This is a genomic window from Terrabacter sp. 01T434 (assembly GCF_056398545.1).
The window spans coordinates 52,320-71,573 of record NZ_JBFTPP010000006.1; the positions used below are offsets into that span (position 1 = coordinate 52,320).

The 19,254-nt window shown below is 71.1% G+C and carries 19 protein-coding genes; 2 read left to right on the top strand and 17 right to left on the bottom strand.

Features of this window, described 5'->3' with window-relative positions; all coding sequences use genetic code 11:
* Positions 1–44 precede the first annotated feature (44 nt).
* Genes AC1DIW_RS14075 through AC1DIW_RS14095 form a run of 5 tightly spaced genes read right to left on the bottom strand, consistent with a single transcriptional unit; the run spans position 45 to position 2,696 of the window.
* Positions 45–710, bottom strand: coding sequence for a histidine phosphatase family protein (locus AC1DIW_RS14075; protein ID WP_442280304.1), 666 nt, complete (start codon positions 708–710; stop codon positions 45–47).
* Positions 707–1,120, bottom strand: coding sequence for a ribosome silencing factor (rsfS, locus tag AC1DIW_RS14080; RefSeq protein WP_442280305.1), 414 nt, complete (start codon positions 1,118–1,120; stop codon positions 707–709). The genes AC1DIW_RS14075 and rsfS overlap by 4 nt, the downstream gene beginning before the upstream one ends.
* A complete protein-coding gene (nadD, locus tag AC1DIW_RS14085) occupies positions 1,117–1,779 on the bottom strand; it encodes a nicotinate-nucleotide adenylyltransferase (RefSeq protein WP_478108935.1) in 663 nt (220 codons plus the stop codon). Before nadD ends, rsfS begins: the two co-directional genes overlap by 4 nt.
* 17 nt (positions 1,780–1,796) lie before the next feature.
* Positions 1,797–2,024, bottom strand: coding sequence for a hypothetical protein (locus tag AC1DIW_RS14090; protein ID WP_442280307.1), 228 nt, complete (start codon positions 2,022–2,024; stop codon positions 1,797–1,799).
* Between the two features lie 42 nt (positions 2,025–2,066).
* Entirely contained in the window at positions 2,067–2,696 is a 630-nt protein-coding gene (locus tag AC1DIW_RS14095) for a DUF402 domain-containing protein (RefSeq protein ID WP_478108937.1), read from the bottom strand.
* A 109-nt stretch (positions 2,697–2,805) separates the two neighbouring features.
* Here AC1DIW_RS14095 and AC1DIW_RS14100 point away from each other — a divergent pair, with 109 nt between their 5' ends.
* Positions 2,806–3,888, top strand: coding sequence for a glycosyltransferase family 2 protein (locus AC1DIW_RS14100; protein WP_478108938.1), 1,083 nt, complete (start codon positions 2,806–2,808; stop codon positions 3,886–3,888).
* Here the strand turns inward: AC1DIW_RS14100 and AC1DIW_RS14105 are convergent.
* A complete protein-coding gene (locus AC1DIW_RS14105) occupies positions 3,873–4,568 on the bottom strand; it encodes a class I SAM-dependent methyltransferase (protein WP_478108940.1) in 696 nt (231 codons plus the stop codon). The two genes, AC1DIW_RS14100 and AC1DIW_RS14105, sit on opposite strands and share 16 nt — an antisense overlap.
* A gap of 45 nt (positions 4,569–4,613) precedes the next feature.
* Positions 4,614–5,897 (bottom strand): glutamate-5-semialdehyde dehydrogenase, encoded by a 1,284-nt coding sequence (locus AC1DIW_RS14110; RefSeq protein WP_478108942.1) that lies wholly within the window; start codon positions 5,895–5,897, stop codon positions 4,614–4,616.
* Positions 5,898–6,087: 190 nt separating this feature from the next.
* Between AC1DIW_RS14110 and proB the strand changes: the two genes are divergently transcribed.
* Positions 6,088–7,200, top strand: a complete 1,113-nt coding sequence (gene proB / locus AC1DIW_RS14115) for a glutamate 5-kinase (protein WP_442280312.1) — start codon at positions 6,088–6,090, stop codon at positions 7,198–7,200.
* Positions 7,201–7,320: 120 nt separating this feature from the next.
* Here the strand turns inward: proB and AC1DIW_RS14120 are convergent, their stop codons facing one another.
* The 10 genes from AC1DIW_RS14120 to AC1DIW_RS14165 all read right to left on the bottom strand — a co-directional run bounded on the left by AC1DIW_RS14120 (position 7,321) and on the right by AC1DIW_RS14165 (position 19,253).
* The gene (locus tag AC1DIW_RS14120; RefSeq protein ID WP_478108944.1) at positions 7,321–8,979 is read right to left on the bottom strand and encodes a solute symporter family protein; all 1,659 of its coding nucleotides are present in this window, start codon (positions 8,977–8,979) and stop codon (positions 7,321–7,323) included.
* Positions 8,976–9,263, bottom strand: coding sequence for a DUF485 domain-containing protein (locus tag AC1DIW_RS14125; protein ID WP_442280399.1), 288 nt, complete (start codon positions 9,261–9,263; stop codon positions 8,976–8,978). The genes AC1DIW_RS14120 and AC1DIW_RS14125 overlap by 4 nt, the downstream gene beginning before the upstream one ends.
* A 183-nt stretch (positions 9,264–9,446) precedes the next feature.
* Positions 9,447–11,120: a sodium/solute symporter gene (locus AC1DIW_RS14130; protein ID WP_478108946.1), complete on the bottom strand. Its 1,674-nt coding sequence runs from the start codon at positions 11,118–11,120 to the stop codon at positions 9,447–9,449.
* 16 nt (positions 11,121–11,136) lie between these two features.
* Complete coding sequence (locus AC1DIW_RS14135; protein ID WP_478108947.1) at positions 11,137–11,517, bottom strand: hypothetical protein; 381 nt, start codon at positions 11,515–11,517, stop codon at positions 11,137–11,139.
* The gene (locus AC1DIW_RS14140; RefSeq protein ID WP_478109194.1) at positions 11,514–12,254 is read right to left on the bottom strand and encodes a LytR/AlgR family response regulator transcription factor; all 741 of its coding nucleotides are present in this window, start codon (positions 12,252–12,254) and stop codon (positions 11,514–11,516) included. Before AC1DIW_RS14140 ends, AC1DIW_RS14135 begins: the two co-directional genes overlap by 4 nt.
* A gap of 59 nt (positions 12,255–12,313) precedes the next feature.
* Entirely contained in the window at positions 12,314–13,438 is a 1,125-nt protein-coding gene (locus tag AC1DIW_RS14145; RefSeq protein WP_442280316.1) for a sensor histidine kinase, read from the bottom strand.
* Positions 13,439–13,528: 90 nt separating this feature from the next.
* Positions 13,529–15,061, bottom strand: a complete 1,533-nt coding sequence (gene obgE / locus AC1DIW_RS14150; RefSeq protein WP_442280317.1) for a GTPase ObgE — start codon at positions 15,059–15,061, stop codon at positions 13,529–13,531.
* A gap of 131 nt (positions 15,062–15,192) precedes the next feature.
* Positions 15,193–15,462 carry a 50S ribosomal protein L27 gene (gene rpmA, locus AC1DIW_RS14155; RefSeq protein ID WP_030200289.1) on the bottom strand — a complete coding sequence of 90 codons (270 nt, stop codon included), beginning with the start codon at positions 15,460–15,462 and terminating at the stop codon, positions 15,193–15,195.
* A gap of 39 nt (positions 15,463–15,501) precedes the next feature.
* Positions 15,502–15,810, bottom strand: coding sequence for a 50S ribosomal protein L21 (rplU, locus tag AC1DIW_RS14160; protein WP_028785644.1), 309 nt, complete (start codon positions 15,808–15,810; stop codon positions 15,502–15,504).
* A 125-nt stretch (positions 15,811–15,935) separates the two neighbouring features.
* On the bottom strand, positions 15,936–19,253 hold the full coding sequence (locus tag AC1DIW_RS14165; RefSeq protein WP_478108949.1) for an Rne/Rng family ribonuclease: 3,318 nt from the start codon (positions 19,251–19,253) through the stop codon (positions 15,936–15,938).
* Between the last annotated feature and the right edge of the window lies 1 nt (position 19,254).

Genomic DNA, 19,254 nt, shown 5'->3' on the forward strand with positions numbered 1-19,254 from the left:
GCGGGTCCGCGGCCGTCCGCCAAAATCCGGGACGGCCTGCCGGATCAGACGTTCCAGGGGCCGAGGTTCCAGCCGCTGATGCGCCACCTGGTGATCTCGGAGAAGCTCTTCCCGGCCTCGACGAGCTCGATCCAGTGGCAGTTGTCGAGCCCGCGGAACACCGCATCCGACGTGTCCTGGTCGAGCCCCACGAGCTCGCTCGCCGCGACCCGGGCCGAGACCCCGTGCGCCACGACGATGGCGGTCTCGCCCGACTTCAGCTCGTCCGCGATCTCGCGCAGGGCGCCTCCCGCCCGCTGCGCCACGTCCGCCCGGGTCTCCCCGGTCACCCCTCGGGGGGCGTCCTCACCGCGGTCCAGGGCCGCGATGACGTCGGGATAGCGCGCGCGCACCTCGTCGGCGTGCAGGCCCTCCCACTCCCCCACGTGGACCTCCCGCAGACGCGCGTCGAGGCGCACCTCCCGACCTGTCAGTCCGGCGATGGCATCGGCGGTCGAGGCCGCGCGCCGCAGGTCGCTCGAGACGATGAGCGCCGGCGCGTAGGCAGCGAGGTGCGGCGCCGCGGCCTGCACCTGCTCGCGCCCGCGGTCGGACAGCTCGGTGTCCTTGTGGCCCTGCCAGACCCGCGCTGCGTTGTCCACCGTCTCGGCGTGACGCACGATGACGACGCGACGCGGCCCGGCGGGCGGCACGGTTGCGGCGGCGGTCACGCCTCGTCGGCCGCGTCGGCGTCGCTGGCGGCACCGCTCCGGGCCGGGGCCGCGACGGTCGCCAGGTCGATCTCCGGGCAGTCCTTCCACAGACGCTCGAGCGCGTAGTACTCGCGCTCCTCCTCGTGCTGGACGTGCACGATGATGTCGCCGAAGTCGATGAGGACCCAGCGGCCCTCGCGCTCACCCTCGCGGCGGACGGGCTTGCTGCCCAGCTCACGCAGCCGGTCCTCGACCTCGTCGACGATGGCGCCGACCTGACGTTCGGACGGGGCCGAGGCGATGACGAACACATCGGTGAGCGGCATCTGCTCACTCACGTCGATGGCGAGCACCTTCTCGGCGAGCTTCTCCTCGGCGGCCAGCGAGGCCACCTTGGCGAGCTGGATCGAATGGTCTGCTGCGGTCACGAATCTCCTTGTGGTGGCGAAAAAGCCCTGACGGGCTCCGCGGGCGTGGCCACGCGCGCGTTGTGCTGATGGTGCACGAGGGGCGGCGCCCCCTGTGGGTGGGAGTAGAGGTGGTACTTGTTGATGTACTGGACGACTCCGTCGGGGACGAGGTACCAGACCGGCTCTCCGTCGGCGACGCGCGCCCGGCAGTCGGTGGAGCTGATCGCCATCGCCGGCACCTCCTGGAGCGTGACCCGCTGCCCGGGCAGTCCCTTGTCGGACAGCTCGTGCCCGGGCCGGGTGACCCCGATGAAGTGCGCCAGCTCCCAGAGGTGCTGGGCGTCCTTCCACGACAGGATCTCGGCGAGGGCGTCGGCGCCGGTGATGAAGAACAGCTCGTCGTCGGGCCGCTCCGCACGGATGTCACGCAGGGTGTCTATCGTGAACGTCGGGCCGGGCCGGTCGATGTCGACCCGGCTGACGGTGAAGCGCGGGTTGGAGGCCGTCGCGATGACGGTCATGAGGTAGCGGTCCTCAGCCGGCGAGACGTAGCGGTCGGCCTTCTGCCACGGTTGCCCGGTGGGGACGAAGACGACCTCGTCGAGGTCGAAGCGCGACTGGACCTCGCTGGCGGCCACGAGGTGACCGTGGTGGATCGGGTCGAAGGTCCCACCCATGACGCCGAGGCGCATGGTCAGTGGTGGGTCCCGTCGGGTCCGCTCGAGCTGCCGTGCGTGCCCTCGGTCGGACGGGCGGGCCGGGGCGCCTGCACCTTGTAGGCGGTGTTGCGGAAGGTCCACGTGACGCCCAGGGCCACGAGGAACAGCGCGAACGTGATGAGGAAGTAGGCGATCACCGGCAAGGGAAGCTCGCGCGCAGCTCCCTCCCCCTCGGCGACGAGTGCGAGGACACGATCAGACATGCGCCCAGCCTAGCGCCAGCGGTCGTATGCCGGCCGCCGGGCTCACGCGCCGGCCGTTCCCCCGGGTGGGACCTCCGGCTCGCCCGCCCGCCGGAGCCACTCGTGGCCGACCGTGGCGAACGGCTCGTCCCCTGCGGCCACGGCCGCGAGGACGACGTCGCGCCAGCGCTCCGCGAGCGCCACGACCTCGGCCGGGTAGCCGAGCTCGACCTGGTGCTCCGCGAACTCGTCCTCGTCGTAGACGAAAAGATGTCCCTCGCGGGTCAGGACGACGTCGAGGTCGAGGTCGACCATCGTCACCTCCCACTCCGGCCCGGTCTCGTCGGCATCGGCAGCCTCCCGCCGCCGCCACACCGGTTCGGTCGTCATGTCGACGTACACGCGGATCTCGCGATGGGCGGGGTAGAAGCCCCCGGCATACGCCCCCTCGTGGGGCACGAGCGAGACCCAGCCGTCCGTCGCGACGAACTCCATGCCGGGGCGCGAGCGCCGTGTGCCCGCTGGGGAGTACCACCAGTGCCCGTGCGCGTCGGCGCCGAGGTAGTGGCCGACCCACTCCCAGTGGCGGCCCCCGCCCCACTTGGTGAAGCGTCCGGCGACCGGTGTGCCCGGCGCGAGGCCGCCCGGCGGCAGACCGCGTCCCCCTGGGAGGTGGGACGTCGGCTCGCTCACGCGGGCACCCTACCGCTGGGGCAGACAGGGGCAGCGGCGCCGACGGGCCCATAGTGCCGAGACAGCGACGTGACAGCCGTGGGCCATCCCCGGCCGTACGCTAGATCGCATGGTTCCTGAGTTGTCCGTGGTCATCCCGATGTACAACGAGGAGGAGGTGCTCCCCCTGCTCGTCGGGCGGCTCCGACCGCTCCTCGACTCCATGGACACGACCTACGAGGTCGTCGCGGTCGACGACGGGAGCAAGGACCTGACGGCCGCGCTGCTCCAGCGCTACCACCGCGAGTGGCCGGCACTCCGCGTGGTGCGCCTGCGCGCCAACGCCGGGCACCAGGCAGCCATCTCGGCCGGTCTCGTCAGCGCCCTCGGCGACTACGTCGTCACCCTCGACGCCGACCTGCAGGACCCCCCCGAGATCATCCCCCAGATGCTCACCGCTGCGAAGGACGACGGGGTCGACGTCGTCTACGGCGTGCGCAACGACCGCTCCACCGACACGTGGTTCAAGCGGGTCTCGGCCCGGGCCTTCTACCGGTTCATCGGCCTGATGTCCCAGACGTCGGCGCACGCCGACGCCGGTGACTTCCGGCTCATGTCGCGCGCCACGGTCGACGCCATCAACAGCCTGCCCGAGCACAACCGAGTCCTGCGCTTCATCGTGCCGGCCCTGAACTTCCCCTCCGACACCGTGCACTACAAGCGCGAGGAGCGGGCGGCCGGGGACTCGAAGTACCCCCTCCTGAAGATGGTCAAGCTCTCGCTCGACTCCCTCACGGGCTTCTCGACGGCGCCGCTGCGGCTCGCGACGTTCGCCGGCTTCGGCGGCGCGGTCCTCGCGGTGCTGCTCGTGCTCTACACGCTCATCTCGCGCTCGCAGGGACACACCGTGGCCGGCTGGACCTCGACCGTCGCCATCGTCGCCGGGGTCGGCGCGGTCCAGCTCGTCTGCGTCGGCATCCTCGGCGAGTACATCGGACGGATGTACGCCCACATGCAGGGCCGGCCGACCTACTTCATCGCCTACGACTCGATGACGGCCGACTCCGGGTCACACGGACCGACCGACACGCCGTTGCCGGCGCACCCGACCGGGACGCAGCGACAGATCAGCCCGGAGCCCGCGGCCGAGGCGCGGCCTGCTGTCGAGGCGCAGCCCGCCGTCGAGGCCCAGCCGAGTCAGCTGCGCGGCTGAGCCCGGAGGAGCAGGCTGACCCCGGGCAGGCTGCCGACCGGGAGGTAGCGCTCGGCCGTGATGATGGAGCGCAGGCCGAAGTTGACGATCGGATGCACGTCGTCGAGGTCGGAGCCCGAGCTCGTCCTGCGCCGCATCGCCACGACCGGGCGCAGCAGCACGTTCCACGAGCGCACGTCGGTGACCTCGAACCCGCCGCGGTCGAGCAGGTCGAGCAGGCCCTGTCTCGTGTAGCGGCGGACGTGGTCGACCGCTTCGTCGTGGTCGGACCACAGCTTGGGGTCGGCCGGGACCGCCACGAGGTAGGTTCCGGTCGGCTTGAGGACGCGACGCACCTCGGCCACCGCCGCGTCGTCGTCCACGAGGTGCTCGAGCAGGTCAAAGGCCACGACGAGGTCGAGCGAGGCGTCCGCGAGCGGGAGCCGGGTCGCGTCGCCGCGCACAGTGGCGAGTCCCCGGCCGTGGGCCACCTCGGCGCCGTCGGCGCCGTACTCGAGGGCGATGGCGTCCCAGCCGTGCTGACGCAGGACGCGGGTGTTGCCACCGCCTGCGGCCCCGATGTCGAGGGCGCGCCCAGGGGCGAGCCCCGAGATGGCCTTGGCCAGGAGGTGACGTCGCTCGCGATACCACCAGTGGTCGTCCTCGAGCTCAGCGAGCTTGCGGACCTCGGTGCCTTCCATGGTCGGACATCATGCCATCCGCGGCGCCCGGCCCCCGACACGGTGTCAGCGGGTGTGACCGTCGCCCTCGACGACCCACTTCGTCGTCGTCAGCTCAGGTAGCGCCATCGGGCCCCGGGCGTGCAGCTTCTGGGTCGAGATGCCGATCTCGGCGCCGAAGCCGAACTCGCCACCGTCGGTGAAACGGGTGCTCGCGTTGACCATGACGACTGCGGCGTCGACCTCCGCCGTGAAGCGTCGGGCGACCGCACGGTCCTCGGTGATGATCGCCTCGGTGTGCCCCGTGCCGTAGCGACGGATGCGGCCCATGGCCTCGTCGAGGTCGTCGACCAGCGCCACGCTCATCTCCAGGCCGTGCCACTCCGTCCCGAAGTCCGCCTCGCTCGCGAGGGCGTATGCCGCCCCGGCCGCCTCGGCATACTCCGTGACCTCGGGCGCCACGTGCAGTCGCACACCAGCCCCGGCGAGGTCGGTCAAAGCCTTGGGCAGGAAGTCGGCGGCGACGTCGCGGTGGACGAGCAGCGACTCGGCGGCGTTGCAGACGCTGGGCCGCTGCGTCTTGGCGTTGAGGGTGATCGCCTGCGCCTTGTCGAGGTCGGCCGCGCGGTCGACGTAGACGTGACACACCCCGACGCCGGTCTCGATGACGGGGACGGTGGACTCGCGGACGACGGTCTGGATGAGATCGGCTCCCCCACGCGGGATGACGAGGTCGACGTAGCCACGCGCCGTCATGAGGGCACGAGCAGCATCATGGCCACCACCCTCGAGGAGCGTGACTGCGTCTGCTGGGAGTCCTTGTGCCGCAAGGGATCCGCGCATCGCCTCGACGAGGGCGTGGTTGCTGCTCGCTGCCGCGGAGCCACCGCGAAGGATGACGGCGTTCCCGGACTTGAGGGCGAGGCCTGCGGCGTCGACGGTGACGTTGGGACGCGCCTCGTAGATCATCCCGATGACGCCCATCGGCACCCTCACCTGACGGATCTGCAGGCCGTTGGCGAGCGTGGACCCGCGCACGATCTCCCCGACGGGGTCCGGCAGGGCCGCCACGTCACGCAGCGCCTGCGCCACGGCCGCCACCCGCGCGTCATCGAGCCGCAGGCGGTCCTGCAGGCTCTCGCTCATCCCCTTGGCGCGGCCGCGTTCGAGGTCCTCGCCGTTGGCGGCGATGACCTCGGCGACCGCGGCGTCGACGGCGTCGGCGAGCTGCAGCAGCGCCGCGTCCTTCTCGGCGCGTGACATCAGGGCGAGGCGGCGCGAGGCCACGCGCGCGCGCTCGGCGAGGGTCGTGACGTGCTCGACGACGGCGGGATCGATGGTCTGGGACATGCCTCAAGCGTAGGTCGTGCAGCTCTGACCGGACCGCCCGTTCCCGGGGGCCGGACCGACGGACCGTCACGAACCTTCGGCCATCGGGGCACCGCCGCACGGTCCGGCCGCGGCACAGCCGTTCGTGGCGGTCGGACGGGTCGGATGGACGCCCCTGCGTGAGCCGCGGTCCGTCACTAGAGTTCGAGATGTGTCGCCTCACTCCGTCATCAGCACCGCCCGACGGCTCGTCGTCAAGGTCGGCTCGAGCTCCCTGACGGGCACCGACGGTGGCCTCGACCACGCCCGGCTCGTCGCCCTCGTCGATGCCCTGGCCCACCAGCACCTCGGCGGCACCCAGGTCGTCCTCGTCAGCTCGGGCGCGATCGCGGCCGGCATCCACCCCCTCGGGCTCAGCGCGCGCCCCCGCGACCTGGCGACGCAGCAGGCCGCGGCCTCCGTCGGGCAGGGCGCCCTGCTCGCCGCCTACACCCAGGCCTTCGGTGGCCACGACATCACCGTCGGCCAGGTGCTGCTCACCGCCGACGACGTGACGCGTCGGACCCACTACGCCAATGCCCGGCGCACGCTGGAGCGGCTGCTCGACCTCGGCGTCATGCCCATCGTCAACGAGAACGACACCGTCGCGACGAGCGAGATCCGCTTCGGCGACAACGACCGGCTGGCCGCCCTGGTGGCCCACCTCATCGACGCCGACGCACTCGTGCTGCTCTCCGACGTCGACGCCCTCTACGACGCGCCGCCGAACCGGCCGGGTGCGAAACGCATCCCCGTCGTGCGCGGCCCCCACGACCTCACCGACATCGAGGTCGGCGGCACCGGGTCCAAGGTCGGCACCGGCGGCATGGCGACGAAGATCGAGGCCGCCCGCATCGCCACGGCCGCCGGCGTCGTGACGTCCGTGACGGCCGCCGACAGGGTCGTGGAGGTGCTCGCGGGTCAGGACGTCGGCACCGTCTTCCTGCCCATCGGCGTCCGGGGTCGCTCGCGGCGGCTGTGGCTCGAGCACGCGACCACGGCCCGCGGACGGCTCCTCATCGACGCCGGGGCCGTCACCGCGCTCGTCCACCGGAAGAAGTCACTCCTGCCCGCCGGCATCACGGCAGTCGAGGGCACCTTCCACGACGGGGACCCCGTCGACGTCTGCGGCCCGGACGGGGCGACGGTGGCACGTGGCCTCGTCAACTACAGCTCGAACGAGCTGCCGTCGCTGCTCGGACGGTCGACGAAGGAGCTCGCCCGCGACCTCGGACCCGAGTACGAGCGCGAGGTCATCCATCGCGACGACCTCGTCGTCCTCTGACCGGCGCGACGCGTCCCGGGGTCGCGACGGCATACACCCTGACAGCGCCAGATCGTGACGCGCGAGTGGCCACGCATCCCGTGGGTGCGTGGCCACTCGACGGACGAGGTTCGCTTCGGGTCAGTGATGGGTCGCCGTCTCGGCGCCGTGACCAGTGAGCGAGCGGACCTCCATCTCGGCGTACTTGGCCGCGTTGTACTCCTTGCTCGTGACCGTCCCGATGTAGCCGAGGACGAACCCGAGCGGGATCGAGACGATGCCCGGGTTGTCGAGCGGGAACCAGTGGAAGTCGACGCCCTGGAGCATCGACGGGCTCTTCTTCGTCACCGCGTCGACCGCCTTGCCCGAGACGACCGGGCTGAAGATGATCAGCGTGATGGCGCTGACGAGACCGCCGTAGATGCTCCACAGCGCGCCCCGGGTGTTGAACCGCTTCCAGAAGAGCGAGTAGAGGATCGTCGGCAGGTTCGCGCTCGCCGCGATGGCGAAGGCGAGCGCCACGAGGAAGGCGATGTTCTGCCCCAGGGCGAAGATGCCACCGATGATGGCGATGGCGCCGAGGACGAGCGCAGCGAGCCGTGCGACCTTGACCTCCTCCTCGGGTGTGGCCTTGCCCTTCTTGACGACCGTGTTGTAGATGTCGTGCGAGAGCGAGGCGCTCGCCGTGATCGTCAGGCCGGCGACGACCGCGAGGATCGTCGCGAACGCCACCGCCGAGATGATCCCCAGCAGGATCTCCCCACCGAGCTCGAACGCGAGGAGTGGAGCCGCCGAGTTGACACCGCCGGGTGCGTTCTTGATCTCCTTGGCGCCCACGAGCTCGGCGGCCCCGAAGCCGAGCACGAGGGTGAAGAGGTAGAAGATGCCGATGAGCCAGATCGCCCACACGACCGAACGGCGGGCCTCGCGCGAGGTCGGCACCGTGTAGAAGCGCATGAGCACGTGCGGCAGGCCCGCCGTGCCGAGCACGAGCGCCATCGAGAGCGAGATGAAGTCGACGGGGTTCTTGTACTGCAGTCCCGGCTGGAGCAGGTCCTTGCCGCCTGCGTCCTGCGAGGCCGTCGTGGCGTCGCCGAGCAGCGTCGAGAGGCTGAAGCCGAACTTGCCCAGCACCCAGACCGTCATGATCGCCGCGCCGATGATGAGCAGCACGGCCTTGATGATCTGCACCCAGGTCGTGCCCTTCATGCCGCCGTAGATGACGTAGAAGATCATCAGGATGCCGACGACGACGATGACCAGCCGCTGGCCGAGCGCGCCCTCGATGCCGAGCAGGAGGGCCACGAGACCGCCGGCTCCCGCCATCTGGGCGAGCAGGTAGAAGAACGAGACGACGAGCGTCGAGATCGCTGCCGCGATGCGCACCGGGCGCTGGCGCAGTCGGAAGCTGAGCACGTCGGCCATCGTGTACTTGCCGACGTTGCGGAGCAGCTCCGCGACGAGGAGCAGGGCGACGAGCCAGGCGACGAGGAAGCCGATGGAGTAGAGGAACCCGTCGTAGCCGTTGATGGCGATGGCGCCCGCGATGCCGAGGAACGAGGCCGCCGAGAGATAGTCGCCGGCGATGGCGATGCCGTTCTGGCGACCCGTGAAGGCCCGGCCGCCGGCGTAGTACTCGGCCGCACTCCGGTTGTTGCGCGAGGCCCGGATGACGATCGCGAGGGTGACGACGACGAAGAGGGCGAAGATGCCGATGTTGATCGCCGGGTTGCCCACCGTCGTCGCAGCGGGCGCGACCGTTGGAGCGAGCGACGCGGCCGATGTGAGGAGCGCGCTCACTTCTCCCCTCCCATCTTCCGGGCGAGGGCTTCGGCCTCGGGGTCGAACACGCGGTCGGCCCAGCGGGCGTAGATCATCGTGATGGCAAAGGTGGAGACGAACTGGAGGAGCCCGAGGATCAGGCCCCACGTGATGTTGCCGGCCACCCGCGTCCCCATGAAGTCCTTGGCGAAGACGGACATCAGGACGTAGAGGAAGTACCACGCGAGGAACAGCGCGGTCAGCGGGAAGACGAACTTGCGGAATTTGCTGCGCAGCTGGTCGAACTCGGGCGAGTTCTGCATGACGACGTTCGGATCGTCCACCACGCGCTCTGGAGCCTCTTTGCTCACCGGGCCACCTCCGGGCGGTTGGTCGCTGCCGGCCGCGCGGCCGGCGAGAGCAAAGGTAGGAGTTGTCGCGCGTGCCCGGCAGGGACACCGCCCCCGGCATCGCTCAGTGGCGCCGACCGCTCGCCGTGCGTGGACTCAGTCGCGACGAGCGGTCTGCTCGGAGCGACGAGCGGTCACGTCCGTGCTGGCGTATGCCGCGTGCTGCGCGCCGCCGACCGCGCCCTCCGTCGTGGTTGCCGTCGGGGCTGTCGTCGGGGCTGTCGTCGGGGCCGTCGATGGGCGACGGTCCCATCGTTCGGGGTGGAACGATCCCCGGTTGAGGTCGATGTGCTCCGGCGCGTGCAGCCGGACCATCGTCTGGGCGACGTGCTCGGGGGCGCTCGCGCGGGTGGCGACCGACACGAGCACCATCGTCGCGAACGACAGCGGGACGCTCACGGCCGCCGGTTGCGTCATGACGACGCCGAACCAGCCGCCGGTAGCGATGCCGAACGTCGTCGCCACGACGGCCCCCATCGCCAGGCCACCGCCCACGACGATGCCGGCGATCGCACCCCGCGCCGTGAGGCCTCGCCACCAGATGCCGAGCAGCAGCATCGGGCAGAACGTCGAGGCCGCCACGGCGAACGTCAGTTCCACTGCATGGGCCACGGGCACGCCCGCCGACACGACCGTGAGGACCAGCGAGACCGCGACGACGACGACCGTCGAGAGCCGGAAGGTGCGGATGCCCTGTCGGTGCCCGGCTCCCCAGCGCACGAGGTCCTGGCTCACGACGCCGGCCACCGAGACCACGAGCCCGGTCGACGTCGACAGGAACGCCGCGAAGGCGCCGGCGGCGAGCAGCGCCGTAAGGCCCTCGGCGAGCGGGCCGTCGAAGAGGCGGCTCGGCAGCTCGAGCACGACCGAGTCGGCGCGGCCCGCGGCGACGAGGTCCGAGGCGACGTAGCGACCGATGACGCCGTAGGCGACGGGCAGCAGGTAGAAGGCCGAGAGCAGGACGAGGACCGCCAGTGTCGCTCGCCGTGCGGCTCGGCCGTCCCGGTTGGTGTAGAAGCGCACGACGACATGAGGCAAGCCCATCGTGCCGAAGAAGGTGGCCAGCACGAGCGAGTAGGTCAGGTAGAGCGCATGGTCACCGCGCAGCGGCTCGACCCAGTCGGCGACGAGGACGGCGCCGACGTCGGGGTCCGCACTCCGGTCCCCGAGCGCCCCGAGGAGGAAGAAGAGCGGCGTCAGCAGGGCCAGCAGCTTGAGCCAGTAGTGGAAGGCCTGCACGAGGGTGACGCTCCGCATGCCACCGGGAAGGACGTTGAGGCACACGACGACCGCGACGGCCAGCTGACCCACCCACGACGGGGCCCCGGTGAGGGTGCGCAGGGTCAGGCCGGCACCCTGGAACTGCGGGATGAGGTAGAGCAGGCCGATCGCGACCACGAGCAGGCTCGAGACTCGCCGTGCCCCGGCGGACTCGAGCCGCAGCTGGGCGAAGTCGGGCAGCGTGTAGGCGCCCGACCGCCGGAGCGGCGCAGCGACGAACACGAGCAGCAGAAGGTAGCCCGCGGTCCAGCCGACGGGCAGCCACACCATGTCCACACCGCGGGCCAGGATGAGACCCGCGACCCCGAGGAACGATGCGGCAGAGAGGTACTCGCCGCTGATGGCCGACGCATTGAGCACCGGGCTCACACCGCGCGATGCGACGTAGAAGTCGCTCATCGTGCGCGAGAGCCGCAACCCGAAGGCGCCGACGGCGAGCGATGCGAGGGACACCAGGATGACGGCGACGATGCTGGCCGTGTTGCTCACCGGTCGCGCACCCCGCTCACCTGCCGTCGAGAAGGTCGCTGAAGTCGTCCTCGTTGCGCTCGGACTGGCGCACGTAGAACCAGCCCAGGGCGATGATCTCCGTGAAGGCGACGGCGGTGAGCAGGACCCAGGGCAGCGGAACCGCGACGACGTCGACGTCGGCGATGCCGGGGACGGCCCGGAAGAGCAGCGGCAGCAGCCCGAGCGTCGCGGCCAGGACGAGCAGGACCGCGAGGGCCAGACGGAGCTGGCTGCGCATGAGCGAGGTGATGTAGACCTCCCCGAGGCGTGTCTGCTCGTCGATCTCGGAGGCGATCGAGACGTTCCGGGTGCGCGCGGCGGACGTGCGGGGGCTCGTGACCCGGACCCGGGCGCGAGGCGGGTCCTGGGGTCTCATGAGCCACCGCGTCCGAGTGGTTGGGCACGTCGGACGAGGAGGTCGCGGAGCGCGCGGGTGTGACGGCGGCTCACGACGAGCTCGTGTCCGCCGACGACGACCGTCGTGCGTCCGCTCTCGGTCCGCCACTCGGTGATGTGGCCCAGCGCGACGAGCGAGGACCGGTGGATGCGCACGAACCCCGCGTCGTGCCACTGGTCGGCGAGCGTGGTGAGCGGGACGCGCACGAGGTGGCTCTCGGTGGCCGTGTGGAGACGGGCGTAGTCACCCTGCGCCTCGACGAAGAGCACGTCGGAACGCGGCACGAGCCGGCTCACCCCCGCCAGCTCGACGACGATGCTCTCGTCGGCCGGCGACGCAACGGGCTCTCGGCCGTGGATCTGGCGCACGACGCGGCGCACGGCCTGGTCGAGCCGCTCGTCCCGCACGGGCTTGAGGACGTAGTCGACGACGTTGAGCTCGAAGGCGTCGACAGCATGCTGCTCGTGCGCCGTGACGAAGACGACCGGTGGCTGCGTGGTGAACCGCGACAGCACGCGCGCGAGGTCGAGGCCGTTGAGGCCCGGCATCTGCACGTCCATGAAGATCGCGTCGACCTGCTCGTCGTGGAGCACCCGCAGGGCCGCCTCCCCCGACCGGACCGGCACGACCTGTCTGACGCAATCGTGCCGACCGAGCATCCAGGCCAGCTCGTCGAGAGCCGGAGCCTCATCGTCGACGGCGAGCACTCGCAGCAGTGGTGATTCGGTCGTGGCAGCCGAATCACCATGCGTCTCATGGCTGCTCGCGGAGCCGCTCACACGTGAACCCCCGGCCGGAACTTGGGCAACCGCACGATGACCTTCGTGCCGGCGCCGGGGGCGGTCTCCACGACGAGGCCGTAGTCGTCGCCGAAGGCCGTGCGTAGCCGCTCGTCGACGTTGGCCAGTCCCACCGACTCGCTGCTCGGGTCACCGGCCAGCACGCGCCGAACGCGTTCGGGGTGTTCCCCCACGCCGTTGTCCTCGATCGTCACGAGGCACTCGTGCTCGGCGTCCTGCGCCAGGATGCTGATCTCGCCCTGCCCCTCGCGGCCCTCGATGCCGTGCTGGACGGCATTCTCGACGAGCGGCTGGAGGCACAGGAACGGCACGACGACCGGAAGCACTTCCGGGGCCACCCGCACGGTCACGGTGAGGCGGTCGCCGAAGCGCGCCTTCTCGATGACGAGATAGGCCTCGATGGACCGCAGCTCCTCGGCGAGCGTCGTGAACTCGCCGTGCCGCCGGAAGGAGTAGCGCGTGAACTCGGCGAGGTCGAGGAGCAGCTCGCGCGCCCGTTCGGGGTCGGTGCGGGTGAAGGACGCGATCGCCGTCAGCGAGTTGTAGATGAAGTGCGGGCTGATCTGTGCGCGCAGGGCCCGGACCTCGGCTTCCATGAGGCGGGTGCGCGAGGCGTCGAGCTCGGCGAGATCGAGCTGTCCGGAGACCCAGCGAGCGACCTCGTTCGTGGCCCGGACGAGTCCCGCCGAGGCGCGGCCTGTGAAGACCTGCAGGGTGCCGACGACCTTCTCGTCCACGTCGAGCGGCGCGACGATGGCCTGGCGCACCACGCACGACGGCTCCGCGCAGGCGACGTCGGCGCCGTCGACGACGGTCGTGCGTCCGTGGGCGAGGGTGCCGGCCGAGATCACAGCCGGTTGGTGGGCGTGGTGCGAACGACCACCGTCCCAGGCGAGCAGACCGGTGGTGTCGGTCATCGCCACGGCGGTCGCTCCGAGGAGCGATCGCAGGTGCTTGAGGGACTTCTCGGCAGCGGCCGGCGTCAGGCCCATCCGCAGCGGCGGCGAGGCGAGCAGGGCGGTGTGCAGTGTGCGGTAGGTCGCGCGGTCGGCCTCGGTGCCGAGATGACCGCGACGCAGCAGCGCGCCCCACGAGCTCATGCCGACACCCTATGCGCCGACACCTGCCCGGACCCCAGGTCGATGTATTCGCGCGTCACCGGGGCCGCGCAGATACATCGACCCGGGAAGTCAGGCCTTCTGGTCGTCGTCCTCGTCGGCGGCGACGTGCCACAGGCCAGAGCGGCGCTCGGCGTCGAGCTCCTCCTGCGTCGCGGCCCGAGCCGCGTAGCGGTCCTTCTGCGCCTCTCGCTTCTCGTCACGGGTCGGGCGCGAGGACTCGGACAGGCGCAGGTCGGTGCCGCGTGAGCCGAGCAGCTCCGCTCCGGCCTGCAGCGTGGGCTCCCAGTCGAAGACGACCGCGTCGTCGGTGGCACCGATGACGACGGTGTCTCCGGCGACCGCGCCGACCTTGTAGAGCTCTTCCTCGACACCGAGCCGGCCGAGCCGGTCCGCGAGGTAGCCGACGGCCTCGTCGTTGCTGAAGTCGGTCTGGCGCACCCAGCGCACGGGGCGCGCGCCGGTGACGCGGAAGAAGACGCCGTCGGGACCGTTCTCCTTGGTCACCGTGAAGCCCTGGTCGTCGACGGACCGCGGTCGCAGGACGACCCGCTTGGGCACGGCCTCGCCGATCTCCTTGCGGGCGGCGTCGACGTGGCGGGCCATCGCGAAGCTCAGCTCGCGCAGACCCTCGTGCGCCACGGCGGAGACGATGAAGACCTCGATGCCCCGGGCCTCGAGGTCGGGCTTGACCATCTCGGCCAGCTCGCGGGCCTCGGGGACGTCGGCCTTGTTGAGCACGACGATGCGGGTGCGCTCGGAGAGCGGGCGACCGCCGAGGTCGGCGTCGGGGACGTAGAGCGAGAGCTCGTTCTCGATGACGTCGAGGTCGCTCATCGGGTCACGACCCGGCTCGAGGGTCGCGCAGTCGATGACGTGGACGAGCACCGAGCAGCGCTCGACGTGGCGCAGGAACTCGAGTCCCAGGCCCTTGCCCTCGTGGGCGCCAGGGATGAGCCCGGGCACGTCGGCGACGGTGAAGCGGCTCGACCCCGCGGTCACGACACCGAGGTTGGGCACGAGCGTCGTGAAGGGGTAGTCGGCGATCTTCGGCTTGGCCGCGGACAGCACCGAGACGAGCGAGGACTTGCCCGCGCTCGGGAAGCCGATGAGGGCCACGTCGGCGAGCGACTTCAGCTCGAGCACGACGTCGACGTCCTCGCCGGGCTCGCCGAGGAGGGCGAAGCCGGGCGCCTTGCGGCGGGCGCTCGAGAGGGCCTTGTTGCCGAGGCCGCCTCGGCCACCAGCGGCGATCACGTGCTCGGTGCCCATGCCGACGAGGTCGACGATGATCTGCCCCGAGGCGTCCTTGACGACGGTGCCCTCCGGAACCGCCAGCACGAGGTCGTCACCGTCGGCGCCGTTGCGCTCGTCACCGGCACCGGGTGCGCCATTGCCGGCCTTGCGGTGCGGGTGGCGGTGGTAGTCGAGCAGCGTCGTCGACGACGGGTCGACGCGCAGGATGACCGAGCCTCCCCGCCCCCCGTTGCCACCGTCGGGTCCGCCGAGCGGCTTGAACTTCTCGCGCTTGACGGAGGCGACACCGTGCCCGCCCGCCCCGGCGCTGAGATGCAGCACCACGCGGTCGACGAAGGTCACTGCCATGGGAGGTCACTCTTCCAGATCAGGGTGGGCGGACGGCATACGCAAGATCGCGAATGCCGTGTCGCCCGGAAAGGCGGAAGGGCGGGCCGCACGGGCCCGCCCTTCCGGTGAATCAGTGGTGATCACGTCGATCACTCAGCGGCAGCGGTCTCCGGCTGCTCGATGTTGACGGTCTTGCGGCCGCGCTTGGTGCCGAACTTGACGGCGCCGGCGACGAGGGCGAACAGCGTGTCGTCGCCACCGCGACCCACACCCTCACCCGGGTGGAAGTGCGTGCCGCGCTGACGGACGAGGATCTCGCCCGCGTTGACCTTCTGGCCACCGAAACGCTTGACGCCGAGGAACTGTGCGTTCGAGTCGCGACCGTTGCGGGTCGAGGACGCACCCTTCTTGTGTGCCATGTCAGTCCTTCTCTCGTGAGTCTCTGGGTTCCGGGCAGATCACGCGTTGATGGCGGTGATCTTGACCTGGGTCAGCGGCTGACGGTGGCCCTGACGCTTGCGGTAGCCGGTCTTGTTCTTGTACTTCATGATGACGATCTTGGGGCCCTTGGCGGCCTTGACGACCTCGGCCTTCACCGACACCTTCGACAGCTTGTCGGCGTCGGACGTGACGGTCGTGCCGTCCACGAGGAGCAGCGGCGTGAGCTCGATGGCATCGCCGGGCTGACCCGTCACCTTGTCGACGAGCAGGACATCGCCCACCGACACCTTCTCCTGGCGACCGCCAGCGCGAACAATCGCGTACACAGTGAAACTCACTCTCTCATCAAGGGGTGGTATCGCCACTTTCGGCACCGGCCCGTCAACACGGGCCCGGTGGGCGCACCAAGGACAGAGATTACCGGCTGGAAGCGCCCAGCTCCAAACCGAGGTCAGGCGCCGTCGGCGGGACCGGACTCGCTGCTGGCGCGGGGCGGGCCGGCCGGGGCGACGACCCGTCCACGACGGCGGCGCCCCCGGGCGGCGGGCTGCACCGTCGGATCGACCGGGGACGTCCCGGTGGTGTCGGTGGTCCCAGTGGTCTCGACGGTCGACTCGGGCTGCGTCGCAGCGACTGCGGGTCCCGAGCCCTGGGTGCCGTCTGTGCCGGCGGTGCCATCGGTCGCGGCCGTGACGTCGGACTCGAGCTCCACGTGCACGCCCCCAGCGGTGGCCTGCCTGTTCGCGCGGTCCCCGTCATGGGCGTCGTCACCGGACCAGGGGCCGTTGTCCTCGGGGAAGCCGTGGCCGACGCTGACCTCGCTGCGGGCCTCGCCGTGGACCTCGCCGTTGACCTCGGCGATGGCCTCGGCCGCCGCCTCGCCAGCGGGCTGGCCGGACGCGCTCTTGAGCGCGGCCGCGTGGGCCGCCGCGGCGATCTGTGCCGCGGTCGGACCGTTGCTCTTCGACTCCGGATGGGAGGGCTGCTGGCCGGCCTGCTGGCCGGACTGCTGGCCACCGGCGCCGTTCCCGTTCTGGGCACCGCCGCCCTGGCCGGAGCCCTGGCCCCGGCCGCGACGGCGGCTGCTGCCGCCGGAGTCGCCCTGGCTCTGCTCCTGCGGGTGCGCGCCCTTGTCGACGGGGTCGGTGTGGATGATGAAACCGCGTCCGTTGCAGTGGTCGCAGGTCTCCGAGAAGACCTCGATGAGTCCCGAGCCCACGCGCTTGCGGGTCATCTGGACCAGGCCCAGCGAGGTGACCTCGGCGACCTGGTGCTTGGTCCGGTCGCGGCCGAGGCACTCGAGCAGGCGGCGCACGACGAGCTCGCGGTTGCTCTCGAGCACCATGTCGATGAAGTCGATGACGATGATGCCGCCGATGTCGCGCAGCCGGAGCTGCCGCACGATCTCCTCGGCCGCCTCGATGTTGTTCTTCGTCACCGTCTCCTCGAGGTTGCCGCCCGAGCCCACGAACTTGCCGGTGTTGACGTCGACGACGGTCATCGCCTCGGTGCGGTCGATGACGAGGGAGCCGCCGCTCGGCAGCCAGACCTTGCGGTCCATCGCCTTGGAGAGCTGCTCGTCGACCCGGTGGTGGGTGAAGAGGTCCTCCTCGGCCGTCCACTTGCTGACTCGGTCGGCGAGGTCGGGGGCGACCGAGCTGATGTAGGGGTGGATCTCGTTCCACGCCTGGTCCCCGGCGACGACGAGCTGCTTGAAGTCCTCGTTGAAGACGTCGCGGATGACACGGACCGTGAGGTCGGGCTCACCGTGCAGGAGCATGGGGGCCTGCCCGCCCGTCGCCGAGCCGGCCGCACCGTTCTTCTTCTTGCCCTTGCTCTTGCCCGCCCGTGGGCTGGAGGCCTCCTCAGCCTTGGCCTGGATGTCCTCCCACGTCCGGGTGAGGCGCTCGACGTCGGCGCGCAGCTCCTCCTCGCTCGCCCCCTCCGCGGCGGTGCGGACGATGACGCCGGCGGAGTCCGGCACGACGTCGCGCAGGATCTTCTTGAGGCGGGCGCGCTCGGTGTCGGGCAGCTTGCGGCTGATGCCCGTCATCGAGCTGTTGGGAACGTAGACGAGGTACCGGCCCGGCAAAGAGATCTGCGAGGTGAGACGCGCACCCTTGTGGCCGATCGGGTCCTTCGTCACCTGGACGAGCACGGTCTGACCGGAGCCGAGGGCGTTCTCGATGCGCTTGGGCTGGTTGGTCTCGAGGCCGGCGGCGTCCCAGTTGACCTCACCGGCGTAGAGCACGGCGTTGCGGCCCTTGCCGATGTCGACGAAGGCGGCCTCCATCGAGGGCAGGACGTTCTGGACCCGACCGAGGTAGATGTTGCCGGCCATCGAGACGTTCGTGGCCTGGTCGATGTAGTGCTCGACGAGGACCCCGTCCTCGAGGACGCCCATCTGGGTGCGCCCGTCCTTGTTGCGCACGACCATGACCCGGTCGACGGCCTCGCGGCGGGCGAGGAACTCGGCCTCGGTGATGATCGTGCGACGCCGGCCGGCCTCGCGACCCTCACGACGGCGCTGCTTCTTCGCCTCGAGACGGGTCGACCCCTTGACGGCGACCGGCTCGTCGCTCTGGGTGCGCGGCTGACGCACGCGGGTCGACACGTTGGGGGTGTCGTCGCCGGCCTCGGCGGCGGAGCCGGCGCGGCGGCGCCGACGGCGACGGCGGCTCGAGCCACCCTCGTCGTCGGCCTCACCCTCGGAGTCGGCGTCGATCTCCGCCTCGCGGTCGGCCTCCGCCTCGTCCACGGTCTCGGCGGACCCTCGGCGTGCCCCACGCGAACCTCGGGAGTCGTCGGTGTCGGCCTGCTGGTCCTGGGTCTCGTCCTCGTCGTTGCCGCGCCCACGGCGGCCCTTGCCGCCACGGCGGCGGCGCGAGCGGCGCGGGCTGCCCTCATCGTCGGACTGGGCGTCGGGCTGCTCGTCCGTCTCGGACAGGTCCTCGTCGGTGGCGACGGGCTCCTCGACGTCCTCGGCCGGCTCCTCGACCTCAGGCGGCGGCGTGCCCCGGCGGCGACGGGTCGGCACGGCCTGGCTCGCGTCGGGCGCCTGGAACAACACGCTGAAGCTGGGGACCGCAGCGGTCGGGCGGTCGTCGTCCGAGTCGGAGATGCCGACGGTGGGCAGCTCCTCGGCCTCGTCGAGCGCCTCGACGTCGATGACGGCGGTGCGGTCGACGGTCGCGGCCACGGACCCAGCGGCGGGGTCCTGCTCCGGCTCGGTGGCGACCTCGTCGTCGCCGGTCAGCGCCCCGGCCACGAGCTCCTCGACGGCGGCGCTGGCTCGGTCGGCCTTCGTGGTGCGCGACCCGCGCTTCGCGGCCCGTGGGGCCGCGGCCGAGTCGCCGGAGTCGACCTTCTTGCGGGTGGCCCGCTTGCGGGCCGGACGCTTCGTCTCGGAGGCCTCAGTGGCGCCGGCATCGTTGGTAACGGCCTCGTTGGTGACGGCCTCGTTGGTGACGGCCTGGGCCTCGGCGCCCCCGATGGTGGCGCCGGACGTGTCACCCGAGTCGCCGGCGGAGACGGGTGCCGCGGCTGCTTCCTCGTGCGCGGAGGACACCTCGGCAGCGGCGGCGGGCTCGATGGTGGTGGCCTTCTTCGTCGAGCGACGCGGCGCGCGACGGCGCGGGGCAGGCGCGCTCGCAGCCGTAGGGGCCTCCGCGGTGGGGGCCTGGGCGTCCTGCCCGGCACTCCCGTCATGACCGTGCTCGGCGGGGAACAGCGTCGCGTCGGCGCCGGAGGTGGTGTCGTTGGGTGCCATC